This window comes from Paraburkholderia sp. Cy-641 (assembly GCF_011752945.1).
Classification (GTDB): Bacteria; Pseudomonadota; Gammaproteobacteria; order Burkholderiales; family Burkholderiaceae; genus Paraburkholderia.
In genome coordinates this window covers 18076-43540 of sequence record NZ_VWWM01000062.1, presented here as the reverse complement: position 1 = coordinate 43540, position 25465 = coordinate 18076, and the positions used below count along the sequence as shown (strand labels likewise).

The 25465-nt window shown below is 62.9% G+C and carries 23 protein-coding genes and 1 pseudogene; 8 read left to right on the top strand and 16 right to left on the bottom strand.

Annotated elements, in window-relative coordinates:
- Positions 1-311: 311 nt before the first annotated feature.
- The 5 genes from F3J20_RS26425 to F3J20_RS26405 all read right to left on the bottom strand — a co-directional run bounded on the left by F3J20_RS26425 (position 312) and on the right by F3J20_RS26405 (position 5855).
- The gene (locus tag F3J20_RS26425) at positions 312-1646 is read right to left on the bottom strand and encodes an amidase (RefSeq protein WP_167285130.1); all 1335 of its coding nucleotides are present in this window, start codon (positions 1644-1646) and stop codon (positions 312-314) included.
- 33 nt (positions 1647-1679) lie between these two features.
- A complete protein-coding gene (locus F3J20_RS26420; RefSeq protein WP_240158870.1) occupies positions 1680-2519 on the bottom strand; it encodes an amidohydrolase family protein in 840 nt (279 codons plus the stop codon).
- A 55-nt stretch (positions 2520-2574) separates the two neighbouring features.
- Complete coding sequence (locus F3J20_RS26415; RefSeq protein WP_167285129.1) at positions 2575-3870, bottom strand: MFS transporter; 1296 nt, start codon at positions 3868-3870, stop codon at positions 2575-2577.
- Between the two features lie 99 nt (positions 3871-3969).
- Positions 3970-4659: a GntR family transcriptional regulator gene (locus tag F3J20_RS26410; RefSeq protein ID WP_167039987.1), complete on the bottom strand. Its 690-nt coding sequence runs from the start codon at positions 4657-4659 to the stop codon at positions 3970-3972.
- Complete coding sequence (locus tag F3J20_RS26405) at positions 4659-5855, bottom strand: CoA transferase (RefSeq protein WP_167285127.1); 1197 nt, start codon at positions 5853-5855, stop codon at positions 4659-4661. The genes F3J20_RS26410 and F3J20_RS26405 overlap by 1 nt, the downstream gene beginning before the upstream one ends.
- Positions 5856-6074: 219 nt before the next feature.
- Here F3J20_RS26405 and F3J20_RS26400 point away from each other — a divergent pair, with 219 nt between their 5' ends.
- Positions 6075-6938 carry a CoA ester lyase gene (locus F3J20_RS26400; protein ID WP_167040439.1) on the top strand — a complete coding sequence of 288 codons (864 nt, stop codon included), beginning with the start codon at positions 6075-6077 and terminating at the stop codon, positions 6936-6938.
- Here the strand turns inward: F3J20_RS26400 and F3J20_RS26395 are convergent.
- The 3 genes and pseudogenes from F3J20_RS26395 to F3J20_RS26385 all read right to left on the bottom strand — a co-directional run.
- Positions 6938-7030, bottom strand: a pseudogene (locus tag F3J20_RS26395) (DDE-type integrase/transposase/recombinase); the annotation flags it as partial. The gene F3J20_RS26400 and the pseudogene F3J20_RS26395 overlap by 1 nt on opposite strands.
- A gap of 19 nt (positions 7031-7049) precedes the next feature.
- A complete protein-coding gene (locus F3J20_RS26390) occupies positions 7050-7817 on the bottom strand; it encodes a DinB family protein (RefSeq protein WP_167285125.1) in 768 nt (255 codons plus the stop codon).
- Positions 7818-7900: 83 nt separating this feature from the next.
- The gene (locus F3J20_RS26385) at positions 7901-8539 is read right to left on the bottom strand and encodes an isochorismatase family protein (RefSeq protein WP_167039993.1); all 639 of its coding nucleotides are present in this window, start codon (positions 8537-8539) and stop codon (positions 7901-7903) included.
- A 336-nt stretch (positions 8540-8875) separates the two neighbouring features.
- Here F3J20_RS26385 and F3J20_RS26380 point away from each other — a divergent pair, with 336 nt between their 5' ends.
- Genes F3J20_RS26380 through F3J20_RS26355 form a run of 6 tightly spaced genes read left to right on the top strand, consistent with a single transcriptional unit; the run spans position 8876 to position 15187 of the window.
- Complete coding sequence (locus F3J20_RS26380) at positions 8876-10429, top strand: ABC transporter substrate-binding protein (protein WP_167285123.1); 1554 nt, start codon at positions 8876-8878, stop codon at positions 10427-10429.
- A 13-nt stretch (positions 10430-10442) separates the two neighbouring features.
- Positions 10443-11384 carry an ABC transporter permease gene (locus tag F3J20_RS26375; protein WP_167285121.1) on the top strand — a complete coding sequence of 314 codons (942 nt, stop codon included), beginning with the start codon at positions 10443-10445 and terminating at the stop codon, positions 11382-11384.
- 18 nt (positions 11385-11402) lie between these two features.
- Complete coding sequence (locus F3J20_RS26370; RefSeq protein ID WP_167285119.1) at positions 11403-12296, top strand: ABC transporter permease; 894 nt, start codon at positions 11403-11405, stop codon at positions 12294-12296.
- Positions 12293-13384, top strand: a complete 1092-nt coding sequence (locus tag F3J20_RS26365) for an ABC transporter ATP-binding protein (protein WP_205299379.1) — start codon at positions 12293-12295, stop codon at positions 13382-13384. The genes F3J20_RS26370 and F3J20_RS26365 overlap by 4 nt, the downstream gene beginning before the upstream one ends.
- Positions 13381-14442, top strand: coding sequence for an oligopeptide/dipeptide ABC transporter ATP-binding protein (locus F3J20_RS26360; RefSeq protein WP_167285117.1), 1062 nt, complete (start codon positions 13381-13383; stop codon positions 14440-14442). The genes F3J20_RS26365 and F3J20_RS26360 overlap by 4 nt, the downstream gene beginning before the upstream one ends.
- Positions 14443-14497: 55 nt before the next feature.
- Entirely contained in the window at positions 14498-15187 is a 690-nt protein-coding gene (locus tag F3J20_RS26355; RefSeq protein ID WP_167040002.1) for a GntR family transcriptional regulator, read from the top strand.
- Positions 15188-15358: 171 nt separating this feature from the next.
- On the opposite strand, the gene F3J20_RS26350 is transcribed toward F3J20_RS26355, so the two are convergent.
- From F3J20_RS26350 to F3J20_RS26335, 4 genes are all read right to left on the bottom strand, one after another.
- Entirely contained in the window at positions 15359-16630 is a 1272-nt protein-coding gene (locus tag F3J20_RS26350; protein WP_167285110.1) for an MFS transporter, read from the bottom strand.
- 268 nt (positions 16631-16898) lie between these two features.
- Entirely contained in the window at positions 16899-17666 is a 768-nt protein-coding gene (locus F3J20_RS26345) for an acetoacetate decarboxylase family protein (protein WP_240162913.1), read from the bottom strand.
- Between the two features lie 29 nt (positions 17667-17695).
- Positions 17696-18913, bottom strand: a complete 1218-nt coding sequence (locus F3J20_RS26340) for an alpha-hydroxy acid oxidase (RefSeq protein ID WP_240158850.1) — start codon at positions 18911-18913, stop codon at positions 17696-17698.
- Between the two features lies 1 nt (position 18914).
- The gene (locus F3J20_RS26335) at positions 18915-19775 is read right to left on the bottom strand and encodes a fumarylacetoacetate hydrolase family protein (RefSeq protein ID WP_167285108.1); all 861 of its coding nucleotides are present in this window, start codon (positions 19773-19775) and stop codon (positions 18915-18917) included.
- Positions 19776-20018: 243 nt separating this feature from the next.
- On the opposite strand from F3J20_RS26335, the gene F3J20_RS26330 reads away from it, so the two are divergent.
- Positions 20019-20990 (top strand): GntR family transcriptional regulator, encoded by a 972-nt coding sequence (locus F3J20_RS26330; RefSeq protein WP_167285106.1) that lies wholly within the window; start codon positions 20019-20021, stop codon positions 20988-20990.
- A gap of 1034 nt (positions 20991-22024) precedes the next feature.
- Here the strand turns inward: F3J20_RS26330 and F3J20_RS26325 are convergent.
- The 4 genes from F3J20_RS26325 to F3J20_RS26310 all read right to left on the bottom strand — a co-directional run bounded on the left by F3J20_RS26325 (position 22025) and on the right by F3J20_RS26310 (position 25461).
- Entirely contained in the window at positions 22025-22879 is an 855-nt protein-coding gene (locus F3J20_RS26325; RefSeq protein WP_167285104.1) for an MFS transporter, read from the bottom strand.
- 94 nt (positions 22880-22973) lie between these two features.
- On the bottom strand, positions 22974-23285 hold the full coding sequence (locus F3J20_RS26320) for an MFS transporter (RefSeq protein ID WP_167285102.1): 312 nt from the start codon (positions 23283-23285) through the stop codon (positions 22974-22976).
- Positions 23282-24442, bottom strand: coding sequence for a CoA transferase (locus F3J20_RS26315; protein ID WP_167285101.1), 1161 nt, complete (start codon positions 24440-24442; stop codon positions 23282-23284). The genes F3J20_RS26320 and F3J20_RS26315 overlap by 4 nt, the downstream gene beginning before the upstream one ends.
- A 23-nt stretch (positions 24443-24465) precedes the next feature.
- Positions 24466-25461: a 2-dehydropantoate 2-reductase gene (locus F3J20_RS26310; protein ID WP_167285099.1), complete on the bottom strand. Its 996-nt coding sequence runs from the start codon at positions 25459-25461 to the stop codon at positions 24466-24468.
- Positions 25462-25465: the final 4 nt, after the last annotated feature.

Sequence of the window (25465 nt, the reverse complement as noted above, 5' to 3'; positions counted from 1 at the left end):
AGGCGATCCGCCATCACGATGCCGACTGGGAAGGGTATCGGGACCGCCAGCGCCGCATCATCGCGCGCTATCTGTCGACGAACGCCGAAGTCGTGGCGCGCTATGACGGGTTGCTGCTGCAGCTGGACAGCAGATAAATGGCTGGCTTGAAAAGCCGGGAGACCAGCGTGACCCGGACCAGGAGCCGTTCGCAGCGTCGGTGCATACTTCATCGCTGTATCAGTGCCGTTTCACAAGACGCGCACTCCAGCAATCCAACCTTATCGCGACAAAACCGTTTTTGCCCGCTATTCTTCCGGCTCATTCTGCGTCTATGAAAGCCCCTTCCCCCTACTTGTTCCCTCGACATCGATGATCGGCGCAAGCCGCGCGGCGACGCGCAAGAGCTTCGCATCCTCATGCCCGGCACCGATCAACTGTATACCGACCGGCAAACCGTTTGGTCCCGTCGTGCACGGCACGGCCAGGCAAGGCACATGCAGCAGCGACCACATCGCGTTGAACACCGCTTCGCCAGTGCTTGCGTGGCCGTGCGGCGCCTCACCTCGCGCAGCCGGCGTGACCAGCACGTCGTAATCGCCGAACACGCGGTCCAGCTCCGCGCGGCAGTGTTCGGCGACGCGATACGCATGCCGCAGAACCTCAGGCTTATCGAGCCGGTCCGGTGACAATCGTTCGAGCATCGCAGGATACATGCTGTCGCGGCGGCTTTCGAGCAGGTCGAGAAACGCGGCGGCGCCCTCGGTTTCGATCACGGTCAGATGCGCGGCCGACATGTCGTCGAACGCTGCGGGCAGCGTCACATCGGCGATCGTCACACCGGCATCACGCAGGCGTTGAGCGGCAGCTTCGAGCGCACGCTCGCCGGCGGGTTCGATCGACGGCCATTGCGGCGAGCGGCAGATGCCGACGCGCAGTCCGCGCAACGGCGCGTCATCCTCGGGAGCGGCGTCGGCACCGGGCGGCAGCAGACGGAACACCTGCGCGACGAGCGCGAGATCGGCAACACTCCGGCCATACCAGCCGACCGTATCCAGACTGACCGCAAGCAGCTTTACGCCCTCGGCGCTGACGCGGCTCCACGTCGGCTTCAACGCATACACGCCGTTGAACGACGCCGGCCGGATCAGCGAGCCGCCTGTCTGCGTACCGAACGCAAACGGCACCTGCAGATCGGCCACCGCAGCGGCGGAACCCGCCGACGATCCGCCTGGCGTATGCGCGGCATTGAGCGGATGCGTGGTTGCCGCGACGCGCCCGAACGCGGCAAATTCGACCGTATCGGTCTTGCCAAGCAGCACCGCGCCAGCATGGCGCGCACGCGCGACACAGGCAGCGTCATGCACGGGCTGGTTGCGCTGGAAAGCGGGCGAATTGTGCGTGGTCGGCAGATCGGCGGTATCGATCATGTCCTTCACGCCGAACGGCAGGCCCGACAACAGCCCGCGCGCGCCGTCGCGACGACGTTTGTCCTGCTCGCGCGCGGCCTGCACCGCCCGTTCGCGGTCGATCGCGAGCCACGCCTTGACCACCGGATCACGTGCGTCGACCCGTTCAAGGCACGAGCGCATCAGCGCCTCACTGGTCAGGTATCCTTCACGAATCTGTCGGGCGGCTTCAGCCGCGGAAAGCTGGTGCGGTTCCATGAATACTCCTTGTCCCTATTCAACCGGTTGGACTCACGCAAAGCCGTAGAGCGCCGCGGGATGGTCGACGAGAATGCGCGTGCGCATCGCCCGGTCGGGTACCCAGCGGTCGAGCAGCGACCGCAACGCGACCGTATCCGCGTTGCCGTGCTCGGTGACATGCGGCCAATCGCTGCCCCAAACGAGCCGCTCGGGCGCCTCGCGTACGAAGGCCTCGGCGACCCGCGTCGCGTCCTCGTACGGCGCGCCGGTCAGCGTGTTCAGATAGGCGCCGGACAGCTTGAGCCAGCAGCGCTCGCGCGCGAGCAGATCAGCGACGACGCGAAATGCCGGATGCGCGGCGCCCTGCTGCGGCGCGAGTCGCGCGAGATGATCGAACACGATCATGCATGGCAGACGGTTCAGCACGTCGCGATGCTCGACGATCTGATCGCCGGACATATGCAATTGCACATGCCAGCCCAACCCGGCGATGCGCGCCGCGAGCGGCTCGAGCATATCGACCGTCATCACCGTATCGCGTGCGTTCCAGACGCTAAAGCGCAGCCCGCGCACGCCACAGGCGTCGAGTTCACGCAAGGCGGCAAGCGGCGTGTCCGGCGCGACCACCGCGATGCCGCGCGCCGCGCCGCCGAACTGCGCGATGGCATCGACGAGGCAGGCGTTATCCGTGCCGTAGCGCTTGGCCTGTACGATCACCGCACGCGTCGTGCCGATCTTGCGCTGCACACAGCGATAGTCGTCGACAGTCATGCCGGTCATCGGTGCTCCGTTGCCGGGCTGCTCGGGAAAGCGCGGATCGTAGATGTGCAGGTGGCAATCGCACGCGCCTTCGATAGACCCACTCATGGTTTCGGATGCCTGAAGATTCATCGTCACGTTTTCTCCGGTTGATGCGCCCGCTCTGACGGGCGTCCGGTCAGCCTCATCAGCTCAGTTGCCGCCCGCGCGTTTCCGGCGAGATCAGCACCATCCCCCACGCGAGCAGGAACGCGACCAGCGTGGTCAGCATGCCCATGCGGAAACCGCTCGCCGAGGTGGCCAACGCGCCGATCAGATACGGCGCGATCATGCCGCCGATGCGGCCGCCGTTGTAGGCAATGCCCATCGCGAAACCGCGCGCGCTGGTCTTTGGCACCAGTTCGGCGGCGAACGGCCCCATGCCCGCGAACAGGCCGGTAATGCCCATGCCCGTGAAGAAGCTCGCGACCATCACCGTCGTTTCGCCGCTGCCGGTCACGAACGCGAACACCGCGATCGCGCCGATCAGCAGATAGATCGAGAAGGTTGGCTTGCGGCCGATGCGATCCACAAGCAGCGCGAACACCGCGAAGCCGAAGATCGAGCCGAGCTGCTGCGCGAACGTGAAGCTTAAGCTGTGCACGAAGTTGAAGTGCTTGACGGTCAGCAGGAACGTCGGCGTCCACGTGAAAACTGCCCAGTACACGTACTGCACGAAGAAGATGAAACCGAACGCCTTCGCGAGTCCGCCGAAGTTGCCAGGGCGCAACAGATCGCCGATCTGTCCGCGCTCGCCGCCGGATTGCGCGCGCGATTGCCATACCGGCGATTCGGGTGTGCGGCGCGCGATCGGATACAGCAGCACGATCGGCAATACACCGAGGCCGTACACCCAGCGCCAGCCGCCGTGATCGAGGCCGCCCGAGAGGTTTGAAATCAGCGCCACCACACCGATCGCGAGCAGCGAGCCGAGCGGCAGGCCGAACTGCATCATCGCACCGCCCTTGCCGCGATGCTCGGGCTTCCATGTCTCCGCGACCAGCGCGGCACCCGCGGTCCACGCGCCGCCCATACCGAGGCCCGCAAGCGTGCGCAGCACCGCCAGTGAAACCGGGCCTTGCACAAACGCGGTGAGCCCAGTGAAGATCGAATAGACGAGAATGGTCAGCATCAGTGTGCGCACGCGGCCAATGCGATCCGCCACCCAGCCGAACGCGATACCGCCGACGATCAATCCCGCCGCGGCGATACTGCCAATCGCCCCCGCCTGCGCACGCGTCAATGCGAAGTACGCAATGAAGGCAGGCACGGTCAGCGAGAACACGAAGATCTCGTAGACCTCGAACAGCCAGCCGAGCCCCGCGAGTGCAAGCACGCGCCACGCGCCGCTTGTGACCTGCCGATACCATGCGACCTGACTGGCCGGTCTGGCATCCGTTGCGGATGGGTGCGGAGTCTGGTCCTCCTGTGCGTGCTGCTGCATGCTGGTGTCTCCTGGGGTGCTCTTGACAATCGGGGTCTTCGTCGTACCCATCCTGCTCATGCGGCGCGTTGTATGTGTTGTCGCCGTCCTTGCCCTGAATCAGCCTGCTCTCGCTTCGGTATCCTCATAGGTCGCCGCCATATAGGTCTCGACGATACTCGGCAGATTCATTAATACATGCTCGCGCTTAAGCGCCGCCGCCTGCGAAAAATCACGCGCCTTCAACGCCTGCATGATCTTCTTCGTGTATTGCAGCGAGCGGCTCTTGTCGAGCCTGCGCGACAGCAGGTTATAGCGCAGCGGCTCAGCGGTTTCGTAGAGCCGGTTTAGCGCGTCCTGCAATGGCTTGTTGCCGAGAAACCGCGAACTGGCGTCATAGAAATTGCGGATCTCCTGCACGTACTGTCCGACATTGCGGGTTTCGAACGCCGACGCCATGCGCTGATGACACTCGTTCATTTCCTTCAGCAGCGGCTTCAGATCGTCGATTTCGCCGAGACTTAGCATCGTGTAGCTTTGCAGCTCGGCGCGCAGCAGGTACATATCGCGTATTTCACGCTCGCTGTACAACGTCACGCGAAAGCCGCGCCGCTGGATATGGCTAACCAGACCGCTTTGCTCCAGCAGACGCAAGGCCTCGCGGATCGGCCCACGGCTGCTGCCATAGCGCCGCTCCAGATCCTGCTCGCGCAGCGGCTGGCCGGGCCGGAACGTGCCGTCGATGATCGAGCGGCGAATCTGTTCCTTCAGAAAATACGGGATGGTGCCCGGAATCGATACCTGCTCCATCACCCGGCATCCTTGTTGACAACGATGCCGGCCGATGCGAGCACCTCTTCGGTATGCTCGCCGAGCCTCGGCGCGGCGCGTTGCGCGGCAAGCGGCACGGTGCCGAAGCGAAACGGACGCGCGAGTCCGCGATACGGGCCGGCGTTGTCATGCTGGTAGGTTTCCACGAGCCCTTGAGCGAGTACCTGCGGATGATCGAACATGTCCTCGATATCGCGCGCGGCCGAGCAAGGCACCCGTTCGCCGAAAATCAGCTCCCATTCCTGCGCCGAATGCGCGCGTAACGCGTCGCGCACGACCGGCACGATTTCGTCCGCGTGCTCGGCGCGCTTTCTGACGGTGTCGAAACGCGGATCGGCGGCGAGCTGCGGACGCCCGATCAGTTCGCACAGCGCAGCCCAGAAATGCGGCGTGTTGGCCGAAAGATAGATGCTGCCCTCACCCGTTGGATGCAAACCGGTGATACCGCCCGAGCGCATGTCGCGAAAGCATTCGCGCGGCTCGCTGTCCGCCCATACGAAGCGCGCGGATTGCATCGCGAGCGCGCTTGCGAGGAGCGACACGCCGACATACTGTCCGTGCCCGGTGCGTTCGCGCGCATACAGCGCCGAAGCGACGCTCGCGGCAAGCATCGCTGCCGCGTAATAGTCGACCACCGATCCGTATACGATCTCCGCGTCGCCCGGCGCCCCTTGCAGCGAACAGATGCCGGACATCGATTGCAGCACCTGGTCGTAGCCGGCCTTGTCGCGCATCGGCCCGGTATCGCCGTAACCGGTGAGCGCACAGTAGATCAGACGCGGGTTGCGCTCGCGCAGCGAGTCATAGGCGATGCCGAGCTTGGCCGGCACGGCCGGGCGAAAGTTATGCACCAGCACGTCCGCCTGATCGACGAGCTTCATCAGCGCGTCGTGCCCCGCTGCCGTTTTCAGGTCGAGCACGATGCCGAGCTTGCCGCGATTCACGCCGAGAAAGGCGCGGCTTTCCCGCGGCAGCGTGGAGGGGTAATTGCGCAAATTGTCGCCTTGCGGCGGCTCGACCTTGATGATCTCGGCGCCCTGATCTGCAAGCAGCGTGCACCCGTATGGACCCGCGATATAGGCGCTCAAATCCAGCACCTTGATGCCGGCGAGCGGTCCGGCGGAGTGATCGGCGGTGGCCGGCGTGGCGGCGGATTCGTGCGATGAAGACGTCATGTTGAACTGTGTAAGAGGCAACTGCGGGCAACTGCGCGGTGAATACCAAGCAGCCCGAAGCAGCCGTGGGTCAGCCGCAAAAACGATGCGCCGGTCGCCGGGCACGAAAACAGCACTCGTGGTTGTGCGGAACACGGTACCAATGTAGAGTACAGAAAATAAATTGTCTACAATTTTTGAGCGAAGCCAACCATGTCATCGAATGCCGGCCATCTACTGATGCGCAGCAAGCTGTTCGTCCCCGCGTCACGTCCCGAACTGTTCGCAAAGGCCATGCAAGGCCCTGCCGACGCGATTTCATTCGATCTTGAGGACGCCGTCGAGGAAAGCCGCAAGGCCAGCGCGCGCGGCACGTTGCGCCAGTATCTGTCGACGCCCGAGGCCAGCGCGGCCGGCAAGACGTTGATCGTGCGCATCAACGCAATCGACACGCCCCACTTTGCCGACGACGTAACCGCGTGCACGCAAGACGGCCTTCATATGCTGAATCTGCCGAAGGTCGAAGATCCGGACGCCGTGCGCCAACTGGCGGCGAGGCTCGATGCGCTCGAACGCGAGCGCGGCATCGCGGCGCCGATCGGCATTCTCGCCAACATCGAATCGCCGCGAGGATTGCGTCACGCAGCGCAGATCGCGCTCGCGCATCCGCGTGTAAGAGGCTTGCAGGTCGGCTTCGGCGACCTGTTCGGGCCGCTTGGCATCTCGCAGCGCGACACCGCCGCGTTGCAAACGGTCCGCTTGCAGGTACGGCTCGCGGCGGGCGAAGCCGGCATCGAAGCCTACGACGGCGCTTTCGTCGATATCGCGGACCCAGAAGGATTCACGGCGGACGCGAAATCCGCGTTCGCGCTGGGCTTCGCCGGCAAGAGCTGCATCCATCCAACCCAGGTCGCACTCGCCAATGACGCGTTCCGCCCCAGCCAGGAAGAAGTGGATCATGCGCTGCGCGTCGTCGCCGCGGCAAAAGAGGCCCTCGGCGAAGGCGTCGGCGCGTTCAAAGTGGACGGCAAGCTCGTCGACGGACCATTCATCACACGAGCGGAAAAACTCGCGGAGTTGGGCCGCGCGCTCGGCATGGCGTGATGAGCCCGCAGCGGGCAATCGATCGCGTTGCCGGCGTTGTCAACTGCACGGTACAGATATTTCCACTGCCCCCTCACCTTTTTATATAGGTCTCCTCGAAAGATTGCGACGTCATCCCCATACTTCGTCGGGCAGTGGTAGGCCTGCGAGATCGGCGTCGGTGAGCGGGCCGTCAGGCGCAATGCCGTGGCTCTCCAGCATCAGCATGATCTGGCGCGTGTGTTGCGTCGCGTGCCATGCGGTGCGCTCCAGTACTTCGTGAAACGGCCGCGTGCCGTAATACGTCGAAACCGTATAGTTCACGTCCGGGTCTTGCTCCGCAGCCCACCACGCATCGAAGCGGCGATGCACGTCGTCGCCCCAGCGCGCGATATCGTCCGCCGTCCATGTTTCGGGCGGCACCTCGTCGAAGCTCTCGAAGCGCAGCGCGATGCCCTGCGATGCTTCCATCCCCATCCCGGCGATGCGATACACGTGATAGCAAAGCTGTGCCGGCGTGCGCCGCCGGTTGCGGAACGGCTCGTTCAGCTGTTCGGGCGTGAACTGATGCACGTAGCGCGAAACGGCGCTCATCACGTGGTCGAGCCGCTGCACCAGCACGGCGGCGGGCAACGGATCGGCGAGCGTCGTGCGCAGGTCGAGAAACTTCACGACATCCTTGAGCGATTGCGCGAGCGTGTAATGCTTGCCGATCGACACCACCGGCACGCTGCGCACGCCCAGTTCGAACAGCTCGGCCTGCGCGCGCGGATCGTTGTGCACGTCGCGCGATTCGTACTCGATGCCCTGCTGCGTCAAAAATTCCTTGGTGCGCAGGCACGACGAGCAGCCGGGCTGCCAGAAGACCTTGATGCGCACGCCAGTCGCGGTATCAGACATGGATCCCTCCATTGCAAAAGCTTGCTTCGGGCCTGCGTGCTCCTGTCCCGCACGCTGGCGGCCCGACCGGTTGAAGCGAAAGTTCAGGCGAGCGCCGCCTGCTTGCCCTTCGCGAGCACGGCCATCGCGTCGGCGCTAGTCATGAGGTCGGCATACTTCTGGCCCATGTCGAAGAGGCTCTGCTCGTGCGGCGCCTGCGCGCGGTCGCCCACGCAGTCGGTCACGACGATCGGACGCAGCCCGTGCGCGGATGCATCGACGACGCTCGCGCGCACGCAGCCGCTCGTCGTGCAGCCGGTGACCAGCAGCGTGTCGATGCCCGCAGCCATCAGCCACGACGCGTAGTTGGTTCCGAAGAACGCCGACGAATGGCGCTTTCTCGATACGTATTCGCCGTCGAGCGGGCTGCACGACGACACGATCCGCGTGTCCGGCGCGTCCTCGGTGAGCTCGCGCAGACGCGGCACCTTCTCGCCGAACGTGCCGATATCGAAGCCGCCTTTCTGCGCGGCGAAGTACACATGCGAGACCGGCATGGCCTGCCGGCGCGCGAAGGCGAGCAGCTTCGCCGTCTGCGCGATGGCGTCGTTGATGTTGTAGCCGCCGAAGCCGTCCTCGCGCGTGAAGCCTTCCTGGAAATCGATCACCAGTACGGCCGTCTTGCGGCCGAAACCGAGCGATTGCCCGAACTTCTGTTTGACGAAGATATCCGTATCCGACATGTCGACCTCGGCAAGAGAGAGTGAGAGTTGCGGCGGGGATCGGGAACGGCGCGCCGGCCTCTCACCGAAAATTGCATGCAAAAAATAAGAATGTCAACATCAAAACCAACTCTGGATTTGTATGATTTGGTTAGCCACTCCAATAAAAGCTATAAAAACAGAACAAAAACCAGTTAACAAATAGAATTGGATTAAATATCCGTACAAACCACAAGAATCACTTCCTGTCGACACCCTGGATTGGTGTTTTGGAGACCTTGCCCCGCGAATTTTTGTATGCGATTCTGATCTGGTGCTCTCCCGACCGATTCGATCGCTCTCCGACCGGTGTTTGCCATGACCACAAAAGCCTCGTGCCACAGCCTTTCCCGTCGTCAATTCACCCTGGGCGTCGCGGGGGCCGCCGCGCTGAATCTGGTGGCGCCGCTCGCCCAGGCGCAGGGGCAGCCGAAACTCCTGCGCGTGCGCCTCGGCTCGGACATCGCCAATCTCGATCCGGCGCATATCTTTCAGGTCGAAAACCAGACCGTCGCGACGCATATCTACAGCGGACTCGCGCGCTATGACGAGGCGACCAACAAGATCGTCCCGGATCTTGCCTCGAGCTGGGACGTCTCGCAGAACGGCACGGTCTACACGTTCCACCTGCGCAAGAACGTGCAGTGGCACAAGAACTTCGGCGCGCTCTCCGCCGACGACGTGCGGTTCTCCTTCGAGCGCGTGCTCGATCCGAAAACCGGTAGCAACTATGTCGGGCAACTCGCCGCCATCGCGAAGATCGATACGCCCGACGCAAACACGGTCGTCATCACGCTCAAGGCGCCGAACTCGGGCTTCATGCATAAGGTCACCAACCTGAATCAAGGCTGGATCGTGAGCCGCAAGGCCGTCACCGAGATGGGAGATCGCAAGCACGCACTGAATCCCGTCGGCACGGGGCCGTTCGTCTTCGAAAGCTGGACGCCGGGGCAGGAAGTGCGCGTTTCCGCCAACAGGAGCTATTTCGGCGGCCCGCCGAAAGTCGATGGCGTGCTGTTCCGCGTGATCCGCGACGAGAACGCGGCGGCCACGGCGCTCACCAACGGCGAGATCGATATCTTCTTCGCGCTGCAGGAGCCGGGCGTGATCGCGCGCCTGAAGGACGACCCGAACGTGAAGGTGCACGACCGCCCCGCCGATCACACCATCAACTTCGTGCTCAACATGACGCACAAACCGCTCGACGACCTGCGCGTGCGTCAGGCAATCATGTACGGCATCAACCGCGACGCGATCATCGCCGGTCTCTTCAAAGGCACGAAAGGCCCGGCGTACAGCGTACTCACGCCAGCCTTTCTCGAATACACCGAGGATGTACCGAAATACGCCTACGATCCCGCCAAGGCGCGCGCGCTGCTCGCCGCAGCCGGGCAGACGGATTTTTCGATGGATGTCATCGGCGTGGGCTTCAGTCCTTACGACAAGATCGTCGTGCCGATTGCGAGCGACCTGTCGGCCATCGGCATCAAGACGCGCATCCAGGTACTCGAACGCGGCGCGTACCTGCAGGCGCGCTCGGGCGGCAAAATCCCGACCGCGATCACCGGCGTGGTCGGCGCGCCCGATCCCGACAACCCGATCATCTCGATGCTCGCGAAGTCATCGTTTCCGCCAGGCCTCAATACCTCGCATTACGCCGGCGTCGACGACCTGATTGCGAACGCCGCAGCCGCACAGGACGAAGCGGCACGCAAGGTCGCGTATCAGAAGATCCTGCAGAAGAGCATGACGGACCTTCCGTTGATCCCCCTGTATGCGGACCGGCTGTTCATCGCGCATTCGAACAGGGTTCAGGGCTTCGTGCAGAACTCGCTATTCACGATGAACTCATATCCGGTCTCGCTCGCCTGAGAGGACACCCGCAATGGGACGCTATCTGGCCAGACAGACGCTGCACCTCGTCGTCACGCTTGCCGGCATTCTCACCGTGACGTTCTTCCTGGTCCGCATGATTCCGGGGGACCCCGCGCAATACATGCTCGGCGATTACGCCACCAACGATGCGCTCGCCGCACTGCGCGAGCAGCTCGGGCTGAATCACTCGCTGCTCGTGCAGTACGGGCTGTTCATCGGGCACGTGCTGCACGGCGATCTCGGCACTTCGGTCGTCACCGGCCGACCGGCGCTGCTGGAGATCGTGCAGAGCCTGCCCGATTCGGCGATTCTCGCGGTCGCCGGCATGACGATCGCCGTGCTCGTCGGCGTGCCGCTCGGCATCGTCACGGCGGTGCGGCACGGCAGTTTCATCGATATCGCCGTGATGCTCGTCGCGCTCGCGGGCATTTCATTCCCGGTGTTCTGGCTCGGGCTCGCGGGCATCCTCGTGTTCGCGCAGCATCTGAAATGGCTGCCCGCGCTCGGCTCGAGCTCCGGCGGCGGCTTTATCGAAGCGCTCCGGCATCTGGTGTTGCCCGCCGCCGTGCTGGGCGTGTCGGTGGCGGCGTATATCGCGCGGCTCACGCGCTCCGCGATGCTCGAAGTCATCGGCCACGACTACATCCGCGTGGCCCGCGCGATGGGCGTGCGCGAAAGCACCATCGTCTGGCGGCTCGCGTTCAGAAACGCGCTGGTGCCCGTGCTGTCGATCATCGGCGTGACCTTCTCGTATTCGCTCGGCAGCGCGATTCTTATCGAAGTCGTGTTCAGCCGGCCGGGCATTGGCACGACCATTCTCAAGGCGGTCAGCTCGCGCGATTACCCGCTCGTGCAGGCGGGCGTACTGGCGCTCGCGGTGATCGTCGTGCTCGTCAACACCGCGCTCGATCTGCTCTACGCGGCGGTCGATCCGCGTCTGCGCACGCGTTGATCGAACGAGGACCCGCCGATGAACTCGCCCGCCGCTTCCCTCAACCCCGCGCACCGTAACGGCAACGCTTCGTGGCGCCGCTATGCACGTCATCCGGGCTTCATGACGGGGCTCGTGATTCTCGCCGCGATGGTCGTCATCGCGCTCGGCGCGCGGTGGATCGCGCCCTACTCGCCCGTCGCCGCCGACATGACCAACACGCTCGCGGCGCCTTCCGCCGCGCACTGGTTCGGCACGGACCAATATGGCCGCGACGTGCTCTCGCGCCTCGTCTGGGGCACGGGCATTTCGCTGCAAGTCGCGTTCTCGGTCATGGTCATTTCCATCGTGCTGGGCGTCGCGCTCGGCTCGGCGGCCGCGTTCTTCGACGGCTGGCTGGCGCGCGTGCTGGTCGCGATCATCGATATCCTGCTCGCGTTTCCGGGCTTTCTGCTGGCGCTCGCACTGGTGGCCGCGCGCGGCTCGTCGCTGAGTTCGGTGATCTGGGCGATCGCCATCGCGTTCGCACCGCGCGTCGCCGCCGTCATGCGCGCGGTCGTGCTGACGATCAGGCCGCGCATGTTTATCGAGGCGTCGACGTCGATCGGCATGGCGCGCTGGAAGATCCTGTTTGTGCACGTGGTTCCGAACAGCCTGCCGCCCGTGATCGTGGTCGCGACGGTCGGTGCCGCGAACGCGGTGCTCGGCGAGGCCGGTTTGAGCTATCTCGGTCTTGGCGTCCAGCCGCCCGCGCCGACGTGGGGCAACGTGATCGCCGACGGTCAGGGCTTTCTCGCCTCGCATCCGATGATCTCGCTCTCGGCGGGTGCGTGCATCGCGCTGCTCGTCATCGCCTTCAACCTGCTCGGCGACGGACTGCGCGACACGCTCGATCCGCAGATGCGCCGCCGCGCCGACGCGAGGACGTTATGAACAGCAGCCTGCCGGCCGTCTTCCGGATCCCGCGACGCCACGCGCCTGCCGACGCCGCCGATACATCGGGCAGCATCCGGACAGGCGAGACGCGCATCGATCCGGAAGCCGTTTTAGAAATCGACGGAATACGCACCGTATTTCCGGGCGCAGTCGTGGTGGACGATGTGTCGCTGAGCGTGCGGCCGGGGCGCACGCTCGCCGTGGTCGGCGAGTCCGGCTCGGGCAAGTCGATGACGTTTCTTTCGGCACTCGGGCTCGTCGCGCCGCCGGGGCGCGTGACGCACGGACGCGTGCTGCTCGATGGCGTCGATATCGCCCGGCTCTCCGGCGAGGCGTTGCGGCGCGTGCGCGGCGCATCGATCTCGATGATCTTTCAGGATCCGATGACCGCGCTCAATCCGGTCTTCACCATCGGCGAGCAGATGACGACGCTCCTGCGCGCGCACGAGCGCGTGAGCCGATCGGCGGCGCGGGCGCGGGCGGCGGGGCTGCTGGAACGCGTGCGCATACCCGAGGCGCGCGCCCGGCTCGACGCCTATCCGCACGAGTTGTCGGGCGGCATGCGCCAGCGCGTGCTGATCGCGATGGCCGTGGCGCTGCGCCCCAAAGTCGTGATCGCCGATGAACCCACTACCGCGCTCGACGTCACCGTGCAGGCGCAGATCCTCGACCTGCTCGCGGACCTGCAGCAGAAAACGAACATGGCGATGGTGCTCATCACGCACGATCTCGGGCTGGTGGCGCGCTACGCGCAGGATGTCGCGGTGATGTACGCGGGCCGCGTCGTCGAGCGCGGTTCGCTGGAGCGCGTGTTCGGCGCGACGCGGCACCCTTATACGCAGGCGCTGTTTCGCAGCATTCCCGATCTCGAAGGCGAGCCGGGTTGCGCGCTGCGTGCGATCGAAGGCAATCCGCCCGATGTCGCCGCCCTGCCCGCCGGCTGTGCGTTCGAGCCGCGCTGCGCGATGGGACGCGGCCGCGCGAACTGCGGCTCGATGCGGCCGCCGCTCGTCGAAACGGACGCCGCCGCGCATGTCAGCGCGTGCTTTTTCTGGCACTCGCTTGCCACGACGGGGAGCGCATGATGCTGTTCCAGATCGATGCCGTGAGCCGCAGCTTCGGTGCCAAGCATTCGCTTTTGCAACGCAGGACACCGGTGGTGCAGGCGGTCGACGGCGTGTCGCTGCATCTCGATGCCGGCGAAACGCTCGGTCTCGTCGGCGAAAGCGGCAGTGGCAAGAGCACGCTCGGGCGGCTCGCCGTGCGTCTGCTCGAACCGAGTGCGGGACGCATTTTTCTCGACGGCATCGATATCGGCACGCTCGGCGGACGCCAACTCCGCGCGATGCGCGCGCAGGTGCAGATGGTGTTTCAGGACCCGTACGGCTCGCTCGATCCGCGGCGCACGGTGGGCGCGGCCATCGCCGAGCCGATGAAGGAGCACGGCGCGTGGAATGCCGACGGTCCCGCAAAAGTACGCGAGCTGATGTGCACCGTGGGCCTCAATCCCGAGCACGCGGCGCGCTATCCGCATGAGTTTTCGGGCGGGCAACGGCAGCGCATCGGCATCGCGCGGGCGCTCGCGCTCAATCCGAAGGTACTCGTGCTCGACGAGCCCGTGTCCGCGCTCGATGTCTCCATTCAGGCGCAGATCATCAATCTGCTCGGCAAGCTGCAGCGCGAGCGGCAACTCGCGTATCTGTTCATCGCGCATGATCTGGCGGTCGTGCGCCATGTGAGCCATCGCGTCGCGGTGATGTATCTCGGACGCATCGTCGAACTCGCTGCGCGCAACTCGCTCTATGCGTCGCCGGCGCATCCGTACACCGAGTCGCTGCTGGCGGCGGTGCCGGTCGCCGACCCGGCCGCGGCACGCGCGAAGCCGCGTGCGCGCGTGCTGGGCGAGATCGGCTCGGCGGCCAATCTTCCGGGCGGATGCCGCTTTCATCCGCGCTGCGTGCGAGCGCGCGAGCTCGTCGCACGGCCCGGCAGCGCGAATCGGGCGACGATTCCGATCCGCCCGGTCGACACGCGCTACGGCCCACTGCCCCATGCCTGCGTGCACGACGATCCGACGCTCGCCGATCGCGGTGACGGCACGTTCGTCGCGTGTCACTATCCCAACGCCGCCGCGGCGGCCTGAAAACGCGCATTCGATATACTTCGTCCGTTCGATGCACTATCGGTACGTCACGCCCATGGAAACTGCGGACAGCAGCGAAAACTCACAAGACGAAACCGTCGTCACCGGCTTGCAGGCGATGATCCTGAGCGGCACGCTCAGGCCCGGCGCGAAGCTGCGGGAAGCCGAACTCGGCGAGTTATTCAACGTGTCGCGCACGCCGGTTCGCGAGGCGCTGGTCGCGCTGGAGACGCGCGGCATGGTCGTCTATGAGCGCAATCGCGGCTTCAGCGTACGTTCGTTCAGCCTGCGCGACCTGCGCGATTCATACGAACTGCGCGCGGTGCTCGAAGGCTATGCGAGCGCGCTTGCGGCGCAGCGTGGCTTCAGCGACGAACACGTCGAAGCGATGCGCGCCTATCTCGCAGAGACGGGCCGGATGCTCGTCGGCGAACGCACGCTCGACAAGGAAGAAGTGCAAGCGATGCGCGAGCGCAGCGACTGGTTCCACGCGCAGATTAACGATGCGTGGACCAACAGGCTCTTCAGGCGCAGTCACGAGATGGTGCATCGCACGCCGCACAAGCCTTTCACGGAACCGCTGATGGACACCGCCTCGATGCGCAGGTATCACGAGGAGCACGTGCGCATCTTCGAAGCGGTGGCCTCACGCGACAGCAGCCGCGCGGAGCATCTGATGCGCGAGCACATTTTGCGCGGGTGCTTCGAGATCGACCAGCGGTTGAAGATCGAACACCATCATTGATGGCACGATCAGACGCATGCAAACGCAGGGCTCCGTTGCGATAAGGATGGACGGGATGGAGCGATGGTCCCGTTCGTCATGGCGCCCGCTTATGTGCCGTTCCGGAAACCGCAGACGCCATTGCCATACTCGCTTGCTGTTGGCCGAGTGAGCATCTGGGCGTTGAGACTTTTATGCAATTGTCGGTTGGTTCAGCGCCCGACGTCCCGGAGAACGCACGAAAATCGTGACGAGCATTGCTCCTGACACGGCGATGGCTCCAGTCACCAGAAATGCACTCTCGAAGTTGCCGGACCACTGTACGAGGAAGCCCGTCACCGTGGGGGCAACAATGCCGGCCAGGTTCGCGACCAGGTGGACGAATCCGCCAACCGCTCCAACGCGATTTTTCTCAACCGTGTCCAGCACCAGAGCAAAGTAAGTGTTGTACGAGGCGTACATGAAGAATACGCCGATAGCCATCAGCGAAACCGCGCTCGTCATGTCCTTCACGGTCCCGGTAATGCCGACACAGATTGCACCTGCGCTCAGGCAGGTAATCAGCACCACCTTGCGCGAAAAGATGGCCCGACCTGTCTTGCGGAAGATAAAGTCCGACAGGAGCCCACCCGCAATCAGGCCGGTGGCGCCAACAGCCCAGGGAATCACGCTGACCACCGCCATTTTTTGAATGCTGAGGTGATGCGCCATCGTCAGATAGCTCGGAAACCAGGACAGGAAAAAGTACAGGATGTACGAGTAGCCGAAGAATGCGAAAGCCGTCGCGAGAATGGCGGGACGAAGTAGGAGTGTGTGCAGTGGAGATACCGGGGGGCTGATCGAAACAGCCGTCGATGCGTCATTATCGATGACGCCTGTCGCCACATCCGGAGGCACCGCAGGCCTGTCTTTGGCAAGCGCAACCCACATGACAACCCACAGAACGCCGACTACGGCAATAGCGACAAAGGACAATCGCCACCCTATGCTCACGGCCGCGAAGCCGACGGCGGGTCCGGCAAGGGCGGCACCCAGCGAAGTACCCGAGTTCGCGATGCCTATGGCACTGGCCTGCTCCTCACGCGGAAACCAGTTGGACACCATCTTGTTGATGTTTGAACAAAGCGGCCCCTCCCCCATGCCAAAGATGATGCGCACGACAAGAAGGCTCACCATGCCAACGGTCAATGCAGTCATTCCGCAGAACAGTGACCACACCAACATGGAGACGGCGAGAACCCGTTTGGGTCCGAAGCGATCGGAATAGTAGCCGCCCACGAAACAGAACAACGCATAGCCAACGAAGAAGCTGCTGAACACAATCCCAAGCTGGGCAGGATCAAGGTGTAGCTCCTTCGCGATGAGCGGTGCAGTGATTGAAAGTGCGGCCCGGTCCAGGTAGCTGATAACCCCTCCTAGAAATAGCAGGCTAATCAGCATCCAGCGCGAACGTGTCGTGCTCATTTGTCTTCCTCCGTTTTGAAAATCGGGTGTCTCAGCGTATCGCCGTGGATTGTCGCCACCGGCTAACTTTCGTTCTTCAGACTATGGATTGCGGTTATTTTTTAATTAGGAAAACTTCTCAATCAAGACATGATGCTTTCTTGAGAATGCAACGCGTTTGTGTATGAAGTTGTCGTCCGTCGTGCCGCGCGCGAGCACGACCGCCTAACCGCCCACGCTGCGGGCCGCAACTTAGGCGGCGGCCGTGCTTGTCGCTGCCTCGTCCTGTTCAGGGATAAAGCCGCTTCAACAACCGGCGATCCTCGACGGCAAAACCGCCGCCGTACACGTCCGACGTCATGAAGTGCGCACTCAGCACTTCAGGCTCCAGGTCCGCGATCGGATCGAACGCGCTCTGATGCAGCGTCCAGTCGATCCGGCCACGCACCGGCTCGGTGTAGCGCAGTGGCGTGCGTCGATAGACGACGTCGGCATAGGCAATGCCCAGCTTCGACGGGTCGGGCAGACGGCGTACGTGAATCTCGCCTGCCGGCTGCTCGGCTTCGTCCGTGAGCAGGACTAGCGGCGCGTCCGGATCGGGCGTGAAGCTAAAGTCGGCGAGCGGCACCTTGCGGCGGCGGACCCAGCCGCTCACCTTGCCGTCCGCGGTTTCGTCAAACGCGTAGTGGGTGTCCTTCTTCGTGTAGCCGAACAACTCGCGGCCCGCCGCAATCCCCATCGGGTCGCTGCAATACATGAAGATGTGTGTCTGGGTGAACAGGTCGTCGTAACGCACGGGCACCGTCACCATCAGGTCGAACATCGCCCCCGCATGCACCGCGAGCGTATGCCCCGGCGACAGCATGAAACGGAACGCGACGCGGTCGTTAACCAGTTCGAAAGGCGTGTCCTTCAACAACTCGCGAACCTTCGCCTGATCTACGCGGGTGACGACTTCGAGCGTGCGCAGCGGACACTCCCACTCGACCGGATACGCGGGCGAATAAGGCGGATTGACGCCGCTGTTTTCGTGCATTTTATAGTTACCAAACATCATACGTCTCCTTGACAAATAGCTGATTCAAACTAGGCAATAGCGGATAGACCACCTTCTCCAGCGCGGCGGCATGCGTTCTCCGGCCGCGCGGATACGGCGACAGGTGTGGGTGTCACAATGGCGTCACGGCTGACGTCGGCGACGTCGGTGATGCCGCACAACGCCATCGTTGATTCGAGTTCCTTATGAATGAGTTCGAGCGTGCGGGTAACGCCCGCTTCGCCGAGCGCGCCAAGGCCGTACAGGAACGCACGGCCGATCATCACGCCGTGTGCACCCCGCGCGATCGCACGCAGCACGTCCTGGCCGCTGCGGATACCGCCATCCATCAGTACCTCCGTCTGCTGACCGACGGCTGCGGCAATGGCGGGCAACGCGCTGATCGACGACGGCGCGCCGTCCAGTTGCCGTCCGCCATGATTCGACACGATGATCGCGTCGGCGCCTGCCGCAACCGCGCGGCGCGCGTCGTCCGCGTCGAGTATGCCCTTGACGATCAGCCGCCCGCCCCAGTGCCGCTTGATCCAGCCGATGTCGTCCCACGTCACCGTGCGATCGAACTGACGGCTCACCCACTCGGCGAACGCGAACGTGTCCGTCACACCCTTGGCATGCCCAACGATGTTGCCGAAGGTGCGCCGCCGCGTGCCGAGCATCCGCACACACCACGCGGGATGCGCCATCATCATCGACAGGGTACGCAGATTCAGCTTCGGCGGCACCGAGAGGCCGTTGCGCACGTCCTTGTGACGCTGCCCCTGGAGCGGCAGATCGAGCGTCAGCACGAGCGCGGAGCAGCCCGCGTTGCGTGCGCGTTCGATCAGCCGGACGATGAAATCGCGGTCCTTCATCATGTAGAGCTGGAACCAGAACGGCTCTTCGACATGCTCGGCGACGTCCTCGATCGAGCAGATGCTGACCGTCGATAGCGTGAAAGGCACGCCGAATCTGGCCGCCGCGCGAGCGGCAAGAATCTCGCCGTCGGCATGGATCATGCCGGCGAGGCCGGTCGGCGCGAGCGCCACGGGCAGGCTGCACGGACGGCCGAGCAGCGTGACAGCGGTGCGGATCATGTCGACGTCGCAACCGACACGTTGACGGAACTTCAGTTGGCCGAGATCGACCTCGTTAGCGCGATAGGTGGATTCCGTCCACGAGCCGCTGTCCACGTAATCGTAGAAAATCTTCGGCACGCGCCGGCGCGCGAGCCGCTGCAGATCGCCGACACATGTCACGGTATCGGCCATGTCACGCCTGCAATGACGCATCGAACGCAACGACGGACGAGCGCTGCTCGCCGAGGCCGGCGATACCGGCGCATACCGTTTGTCCAGCCCGCAGATAAACAGGCGGTTTCAGGCCCATGCCAACACCGGCCGGCGTGCCCGTTGCGATCACGTCGCCGGGCTGCAGGCTCATGAAGCCGCTGATGTAGGAGACCAGCTCCGCGACGCCGAAAATCATGTCACGCGTATTGCCGTCCTGACGCCGCACACCGTCGACGTCGAGCCACAGCGACAACGCCTGCGGATCCGGCACCTCGTCCGCCGTGACAAGCCACGGCCCCAGCGGACCGAACGTATCCGCCGCCTTGCCCTTGTCCCACTGTCCGCCGCGCTCCAGTTGATACGCGCGCTCCGAGACGTCGTTCACGACGCAGTAGCCGGCAACGTACGACATCGCGTTTTCCTTCGCCACATAGCGCGCGGTCTTGCCGATCACGATGCCGAGTTCGACCTCCCAGTCCACTTTCTGTGCGTCGCGTGGGATCTCGACAGAATCGAAAGGACCATTGATCGAGCTCGTGGCCTTCAGAAACAGAATCGGCTCTTTCGGCAGTGCCATCCCGGCTTCCGCTGCATGGTCCGTGTAATTCAGGCCCACGCAGACCAGCTTCCCTACCGCGCCGACGCATGGCCCAAGCCGCTCGCCTCGCGCGACGAGCGGCAGCGCACGCAAATCGGCCGCCGCGACGCGAGCGAGCGAACCCTCCGTCAACGCCTCGCCGTGCCAGTCGTCGACGACGCCGACGAGGCTGCGTACCTGCCCTTCGCTATCCAGCACGCCCGGTTTTTCATCACCCGGCTGTCCCCACCGTACCAGCTTCATAAGAATCCCTGCCTCCGGTTTTCACCTATAATGTACATAGTGTGCAATGTACATTTTTAAGATTATCGATCCAAAACTGCGATGTCAAGTCGTGTTTTCAGCCGTAGTTCCCGGGGCAGCGGAAATGTGGCATCAGATCGGCTAACATTTCGCAACTGGCCACCCGAAGCGCGGGCGGCGGAATCGAAGCGTTGCGAGAACCGCGGCGTTCGCCCTGTGGAGAGGCGCCGCTCATTGAGGACCATGTCAGAAATCATCGAAAAGCATTCCGTCCAGGAGCGCGCGTATGCGCTGCTCAAGGCCATGATCGAGGACGGTCGCCTTGCGCCCGGGCAAAAGCTGCTGGAAGCGCAGGTCTCGAAATCGTTTGGCATCAGCCGGTCGCCGGCGCGCTACGCATTGCAGGCGCTATGCAATGAACGGCTCGTGAAGGAAGCAAGTGGGCGCGGCTATGAGGTGGCAGGCAAGGTAAAGCCCGGCGTCCCGCGCGAGCGAGCGGTACTCGACGAAGTCAAGATCACCTCCGTGCAGCAGTGGGAGCGCGTCTATGTCGAACTCGAGCGCGAGCTATGCGCCCGGGTAATGTTCGTCTCGGTACGGATCATCGAGGAAAGACTGGCCGAACACTTTGGCGTGAGCCGCACGGTCGTGCGCGATGTGCTTGCGCGTATGCACAGCGTCGGGCTCGTGACGAAGGATTCGATGGGCCGCTGGATTGCGACGCGCGTCACACCTGACAAGACCCATCATTTGTATGAACTGCGCTGGCTGCTCGAGCCGGAGGCACTGCAACAGGCAGCAGCACATGTGAGCCGCGACTACGTCGGGCAATTGCGCGAAACGGTGGTCGAAGCGCTGGACGGCTTCCCGCGCGAAGGATTCGATACCGACGTCGTCGAGCATGATCTGCATATCCGGTTGCTGTCGCATTGTCCCAATAGCGAGATCCTGCAGGTGCTCGCGCGTACACGCATGCTGTTCGCGCCGACCCGCTATCTGTTCGATCCTGTGCTGCGCATTCCGCTTACGTCGATCGAAGATGCGTTGAAGGAACACCGGACTATCTACGACCTGCTGCTCGCGAAGAAACCGGCGAAGGCGGCCGCCGCCCTGCACGAGCATCTGAAGCAGGCGGACGCACGCTGGCTGCAACGCTTCGAAGGCGCCGCGAACGCGACGCTCGAAGAATTACCGCCGTATTTGACGCGTTTGTGATTTATGCAGCGTAATCCGGTTGGGGCTCCGGTGCTGCAAGCGCGAATGCGGGATGATCCCCCGCCTGTCTTTCAGATCCGGGGGCACGGAGCTCTCGCCCCCTTCGTCGTGCGAGTATCAGGTGCGTCAATGATGTCCGGCATTGCTGACTTCCTATCGGTTCAGAAGTATGTTCAATGTCGTCGCCCATAGATGTTAGCCGCACCCCAGCGGGTCAGATTTAGCGGCGCGCCAACAGCCACAGCCCATTCTCGAATGGGTAGCCAGATGCGCAGCTGCCACGTTTTCCCGAGCAGCATATTGACGCCAAACCCTTATTCCGCAAGGAACACAGCTAGAAAAGCCGAACAGTACGACAGTGTGCCAAACAGCCAGATACGGAGTCCGATCAATCGAGGGCTCATGCTACAGCCTCGGCTTTAGCGGACTCGGATGGCACAACGGCTGCCGACGCTCTCGCACAATACCGCGACCAATGCTCCATCATCTTCCGACGCCGCTCAAGCATGTCTCCCCGCTGATATGCACGCCGCGTCTTGTTAGCTGTCTTGTGAGCGATCGCCTTGTCGGCAAGTACCTCCGGATACTCACCGTATTCCTCGGCCCAATCCTGAAACGTGGAACGAAAACCATGGACTGTGATGTCGGTAAACCCATGCCATCAAGCAACGCCAGCATCGCCATGTTCGATAGCGGAACATCCTTTTTGTCGATCGGAAAGAGACGGTAGGCATCTTTACCCTGCCCGCAGGCCCATACCCGGTTTGACTCCCGATTCTGGAATCAAAGGTCACCCCTACTTTCACCCTCGCTCTTTTCTACCCAGCATCGCCCCACATTGTGAAAATTCAATTCTGCTGTCAATGAATAGTAGCCCTATTTTTATTTTTTATTCGCTCCCCTACTAGACAGAAAGCCGCAGCTCCCGCATCAACGCTCTTTCTGTCACCCCGTGAACACCATTCATTGACGAACCAGATTTCGTCGATGCGAAATTACCTGGAAGATGAATTAATTGAACACGGTGAAGCAACTCAAGCATGAAAACGCAGATCGCTTCGCCGCAAACCGAAAACCGCCAACGCAGCAACCACAGCTGCCACAACGGCAGCCTGAAATGCAATCTGATAGCTGCCAGTACGAGCAAATATCTGCGCGAACAGCGCGGGGCCGCACCCAAGTCCAACGCTGAAACAGAACATCAGCGAACCGTAAATGGCACCCAGGTGCCGACGATCAAACACGCGTGACGTCATATAAGCAAGCGCGTCGATTTCCGACCCCAGCGTAAAGCCGATCAGGATCGCAGCAACAGGTACTGTTACTACTGATATCCCCGCGGACAGGCAAACATAGCCGATCGCGGTGCCGACAAACACAGCGGCGGTAATCCACGGCGCAAAAAACCGGTCGAGCAGCGCGCCGCAGCCAACCCGACCGACCATCATCGCGATGCCGACAACCGTCATCACCGACGCGCCTTGTTGAGCCTTCAGTCCATAGTCTGATAGCACGATTGGCAACACCCATGTGCCTGCGCCGACCACCACCGAAATCAGGAAGAAACTGAGTGCCATCAGCCAGAACGCACGCGTCAGTAAAGCTGCACTCAGTGAGAGACCGGTAGATTTGTTCCCGGTAGCATCGCGCGAGACCGGCACGACTATGCTGCCGCCCCGCGGCGGTTCATGCAGCAACCAATGCACGGACGGCACGCTGACTAGCCATACGAACACACCCAGACAAAGATAGGCAGCGCGCCAGCCGACTGAATCGATCAGCGCCGCCGACAATGGCGGCAACAATGCCACGCCGAGCCTGCTTAGCATCAACGCAAGTCCCAAAGCGAATCCCAGATGTTTGTCGTACCAACCGGCCACCGCCTTCACATAGGTAACCTAACCGGTACCTGCGCCGCGCCGAGTAGAAAACTCAGCGCAAAGAACAGCACGAAGCTGTTCGCACTGCTCGATAGCAGGCCAATCATCGCCCCCCCAGACCCAACAATGGCCCCGCGAATCGCGCGACGTACCGAGAGCCGAAGCGATCGACCGCAAGCCCCGTCAGCGGCCCACACAGTGCCAGCAGAATCTGGCCATACAGCACTGCAGAGCTGATGGTCGTGCGCGACCATCCGGTATCAGCAATGATCGGCTTGACGAACACGCCAAAGCTGAACAACAGCACTGGCCCTGCATTGACCAGCATATTCAGGCCTGCACCGGCAACCACTGCGCCGGCACGCACCGAACCACCAGAGCGCACGCTGCGACGCCACCCGGAAAGCGAACTCATTGGTCGGTTTCCCGCAGTACGGTAACGTCGTGCTCGCCTAGTGCAGGAGCGGAAAAACGGGCAGTGAGCAGGTTGCCGTCGAACACACCAGGATAGCGCACCGAACGGACCGGGCCGAACGGCGTATCGAGCGTTGAATACAGCCGGTTGTGAAGCACTTGCGGGTCGTCGAGGTGCTGATCCGGGTCGTTGACAGGACCGCATGGCACCTCGAGTTCACGGAATTTCTCGAGCCACTCACGGCTGGTACGCTCCTTGAGCGGCACTGCAATACGCTGAAAGAACGTACTCGTCATTTCGGCCTTGTCGGCAATGCCGCGTAGCTCGTCTTTCCACTCCGGGTGGCCGATCGCTTCGAGCGTCTTCGCCAGTTGTTTTCCCGACACCGGCGATAGCACGATGTGGCCGTCCTGCGTCGCGACGACGGGTTGCGGCGGTGCCCGCCATGACGAATCGTCATTCAGATACGTGCGATGCTGGAACATGTCCGGGAAATTGAAGTACGAGACCATGTCGAGCATCGAAGTCTGAATATGCACGCCTTTGCCATTACGATTGCGCGCCAGCAGCCCAGCCAGCGCCAATTGACAGACGAAGCTCGCGGAAAGCTTGTCGACCATGAAACTATTGGTGGCTTTCGGCACACCACCTGCAGCCTCGTACGCGATCAGACCGGTTCTTCCTTGCACCAGCGCATCGAAAACCGGCTCTCGCGCAGCATCGCCGTCAGGTCCATAGCCCGTGATCGAAAGGCGAATCAGCGATGCATTGAGCGTCTCGACCGCTTCCTTGCCGACACCCAGTTTTTCGGCGACATGCGGGCGCAGATTGTCGATGTAAATATCCGCCCCGCTCAGCAACTGTTTGAATGATTCGAGACCTTGCGGTGTCTTCAGGTCCAGTACGACCCCCTGCTTGCCGCGATTAGCATTTCCCCACACGACGCCCACGCCATGACGGCTCAAGCCGAAGTTACGATAGGGATCGCCGCCGGGCGGTTCGACCTTGATCACATCAGCGCCCAGATCGGAGAGCATCTGCGCGGCGAACGGTCCGGCCAGATAGCTGGCCGCTTCGACGATTCTGATGCCGGCCAGCGGGCGAATAAAGGCCTCGTTGGCTGACGCGGACGTTTCAGGCGTGGTGTGCATTGACATGCTTTGAACTCTCAGGAATACCGTTATATAGGATGACTTACACTGCGGGCTCGCAGTTGCGCGAGTGCAAGAACCGTGTCGACGGTGGGAGTGGGTATGGCGGCAAGCGTGCGCAGTGCGTCGATGGAGCGCGTCAGCACGTCGAGTTCGAGCGGACGGCCGTGCTCGAGATCCTGCAGCATCGACATCTTGTGTGCGCGAGCGCCCAGTGTGACGGCAATGCGCTTGTCCGGTACCTGCGGGATATCGACGCCGAGTTGCCGGCCAATTGCATCGGCCTCTTCCATCATGGCCTTGACGACCGGCAACACGCCTCGTGCCTCTGTCATTTCGCCGAGGCGCGCAAGCGTGAGCACGGCCACCGGATTCCAGCACAGGCTGTTGACGAACTTGACCCAGATATCGCCGCGGATATTCTCGCGCACCGGCGCGTAAATACCGGCATCGCTCAGAAGTTCGCTCAGGCACACGACGCGCTCGCTTCTGGAACCGTCGATTTCGCCGACGGGACAAGCAGCCCGCTCGCCATCCTGTACGACGTGACCCGGCTCGGGCGAGTGCGCACCGATCCAGTAAGCGACACCCAGTGCCTGTGCCGGAGGCATGGCGCGCCAATGACGATCATCCGGATCGAGAAGCGTCAGCCGGCTGTCGGCAACAGCGCCTTGCTGACCGTAGAAGAAGTAGTACGGAATGCCAGTGGTCGGCGGAAGCACAGTCGTTCTCGCGCCAATCAGCGGCGCGATCGTGTCGAGCACGCTATCGACCTGGTGTGCCTTCAGCGTAAGAAAAATATAGTCTTGCGGACCTAGCTCGCGCGGGTCGTCAACTGCATTGACCGCGACGGAGAACGTCTCGCGCGGCGTGGTGATATGCAGGCCGGCCGCATGCAGCGCGGCAAGCGTGCGCCCGCGCGCGACGACACTCACCTCGGCGCGCGCCACGCGCGCCAGATGCCCTGCGATATACCCGCCTATTGCGCCAGCGCCGACCACGGCAATCCTGATCTTTTGCGTCATGGCT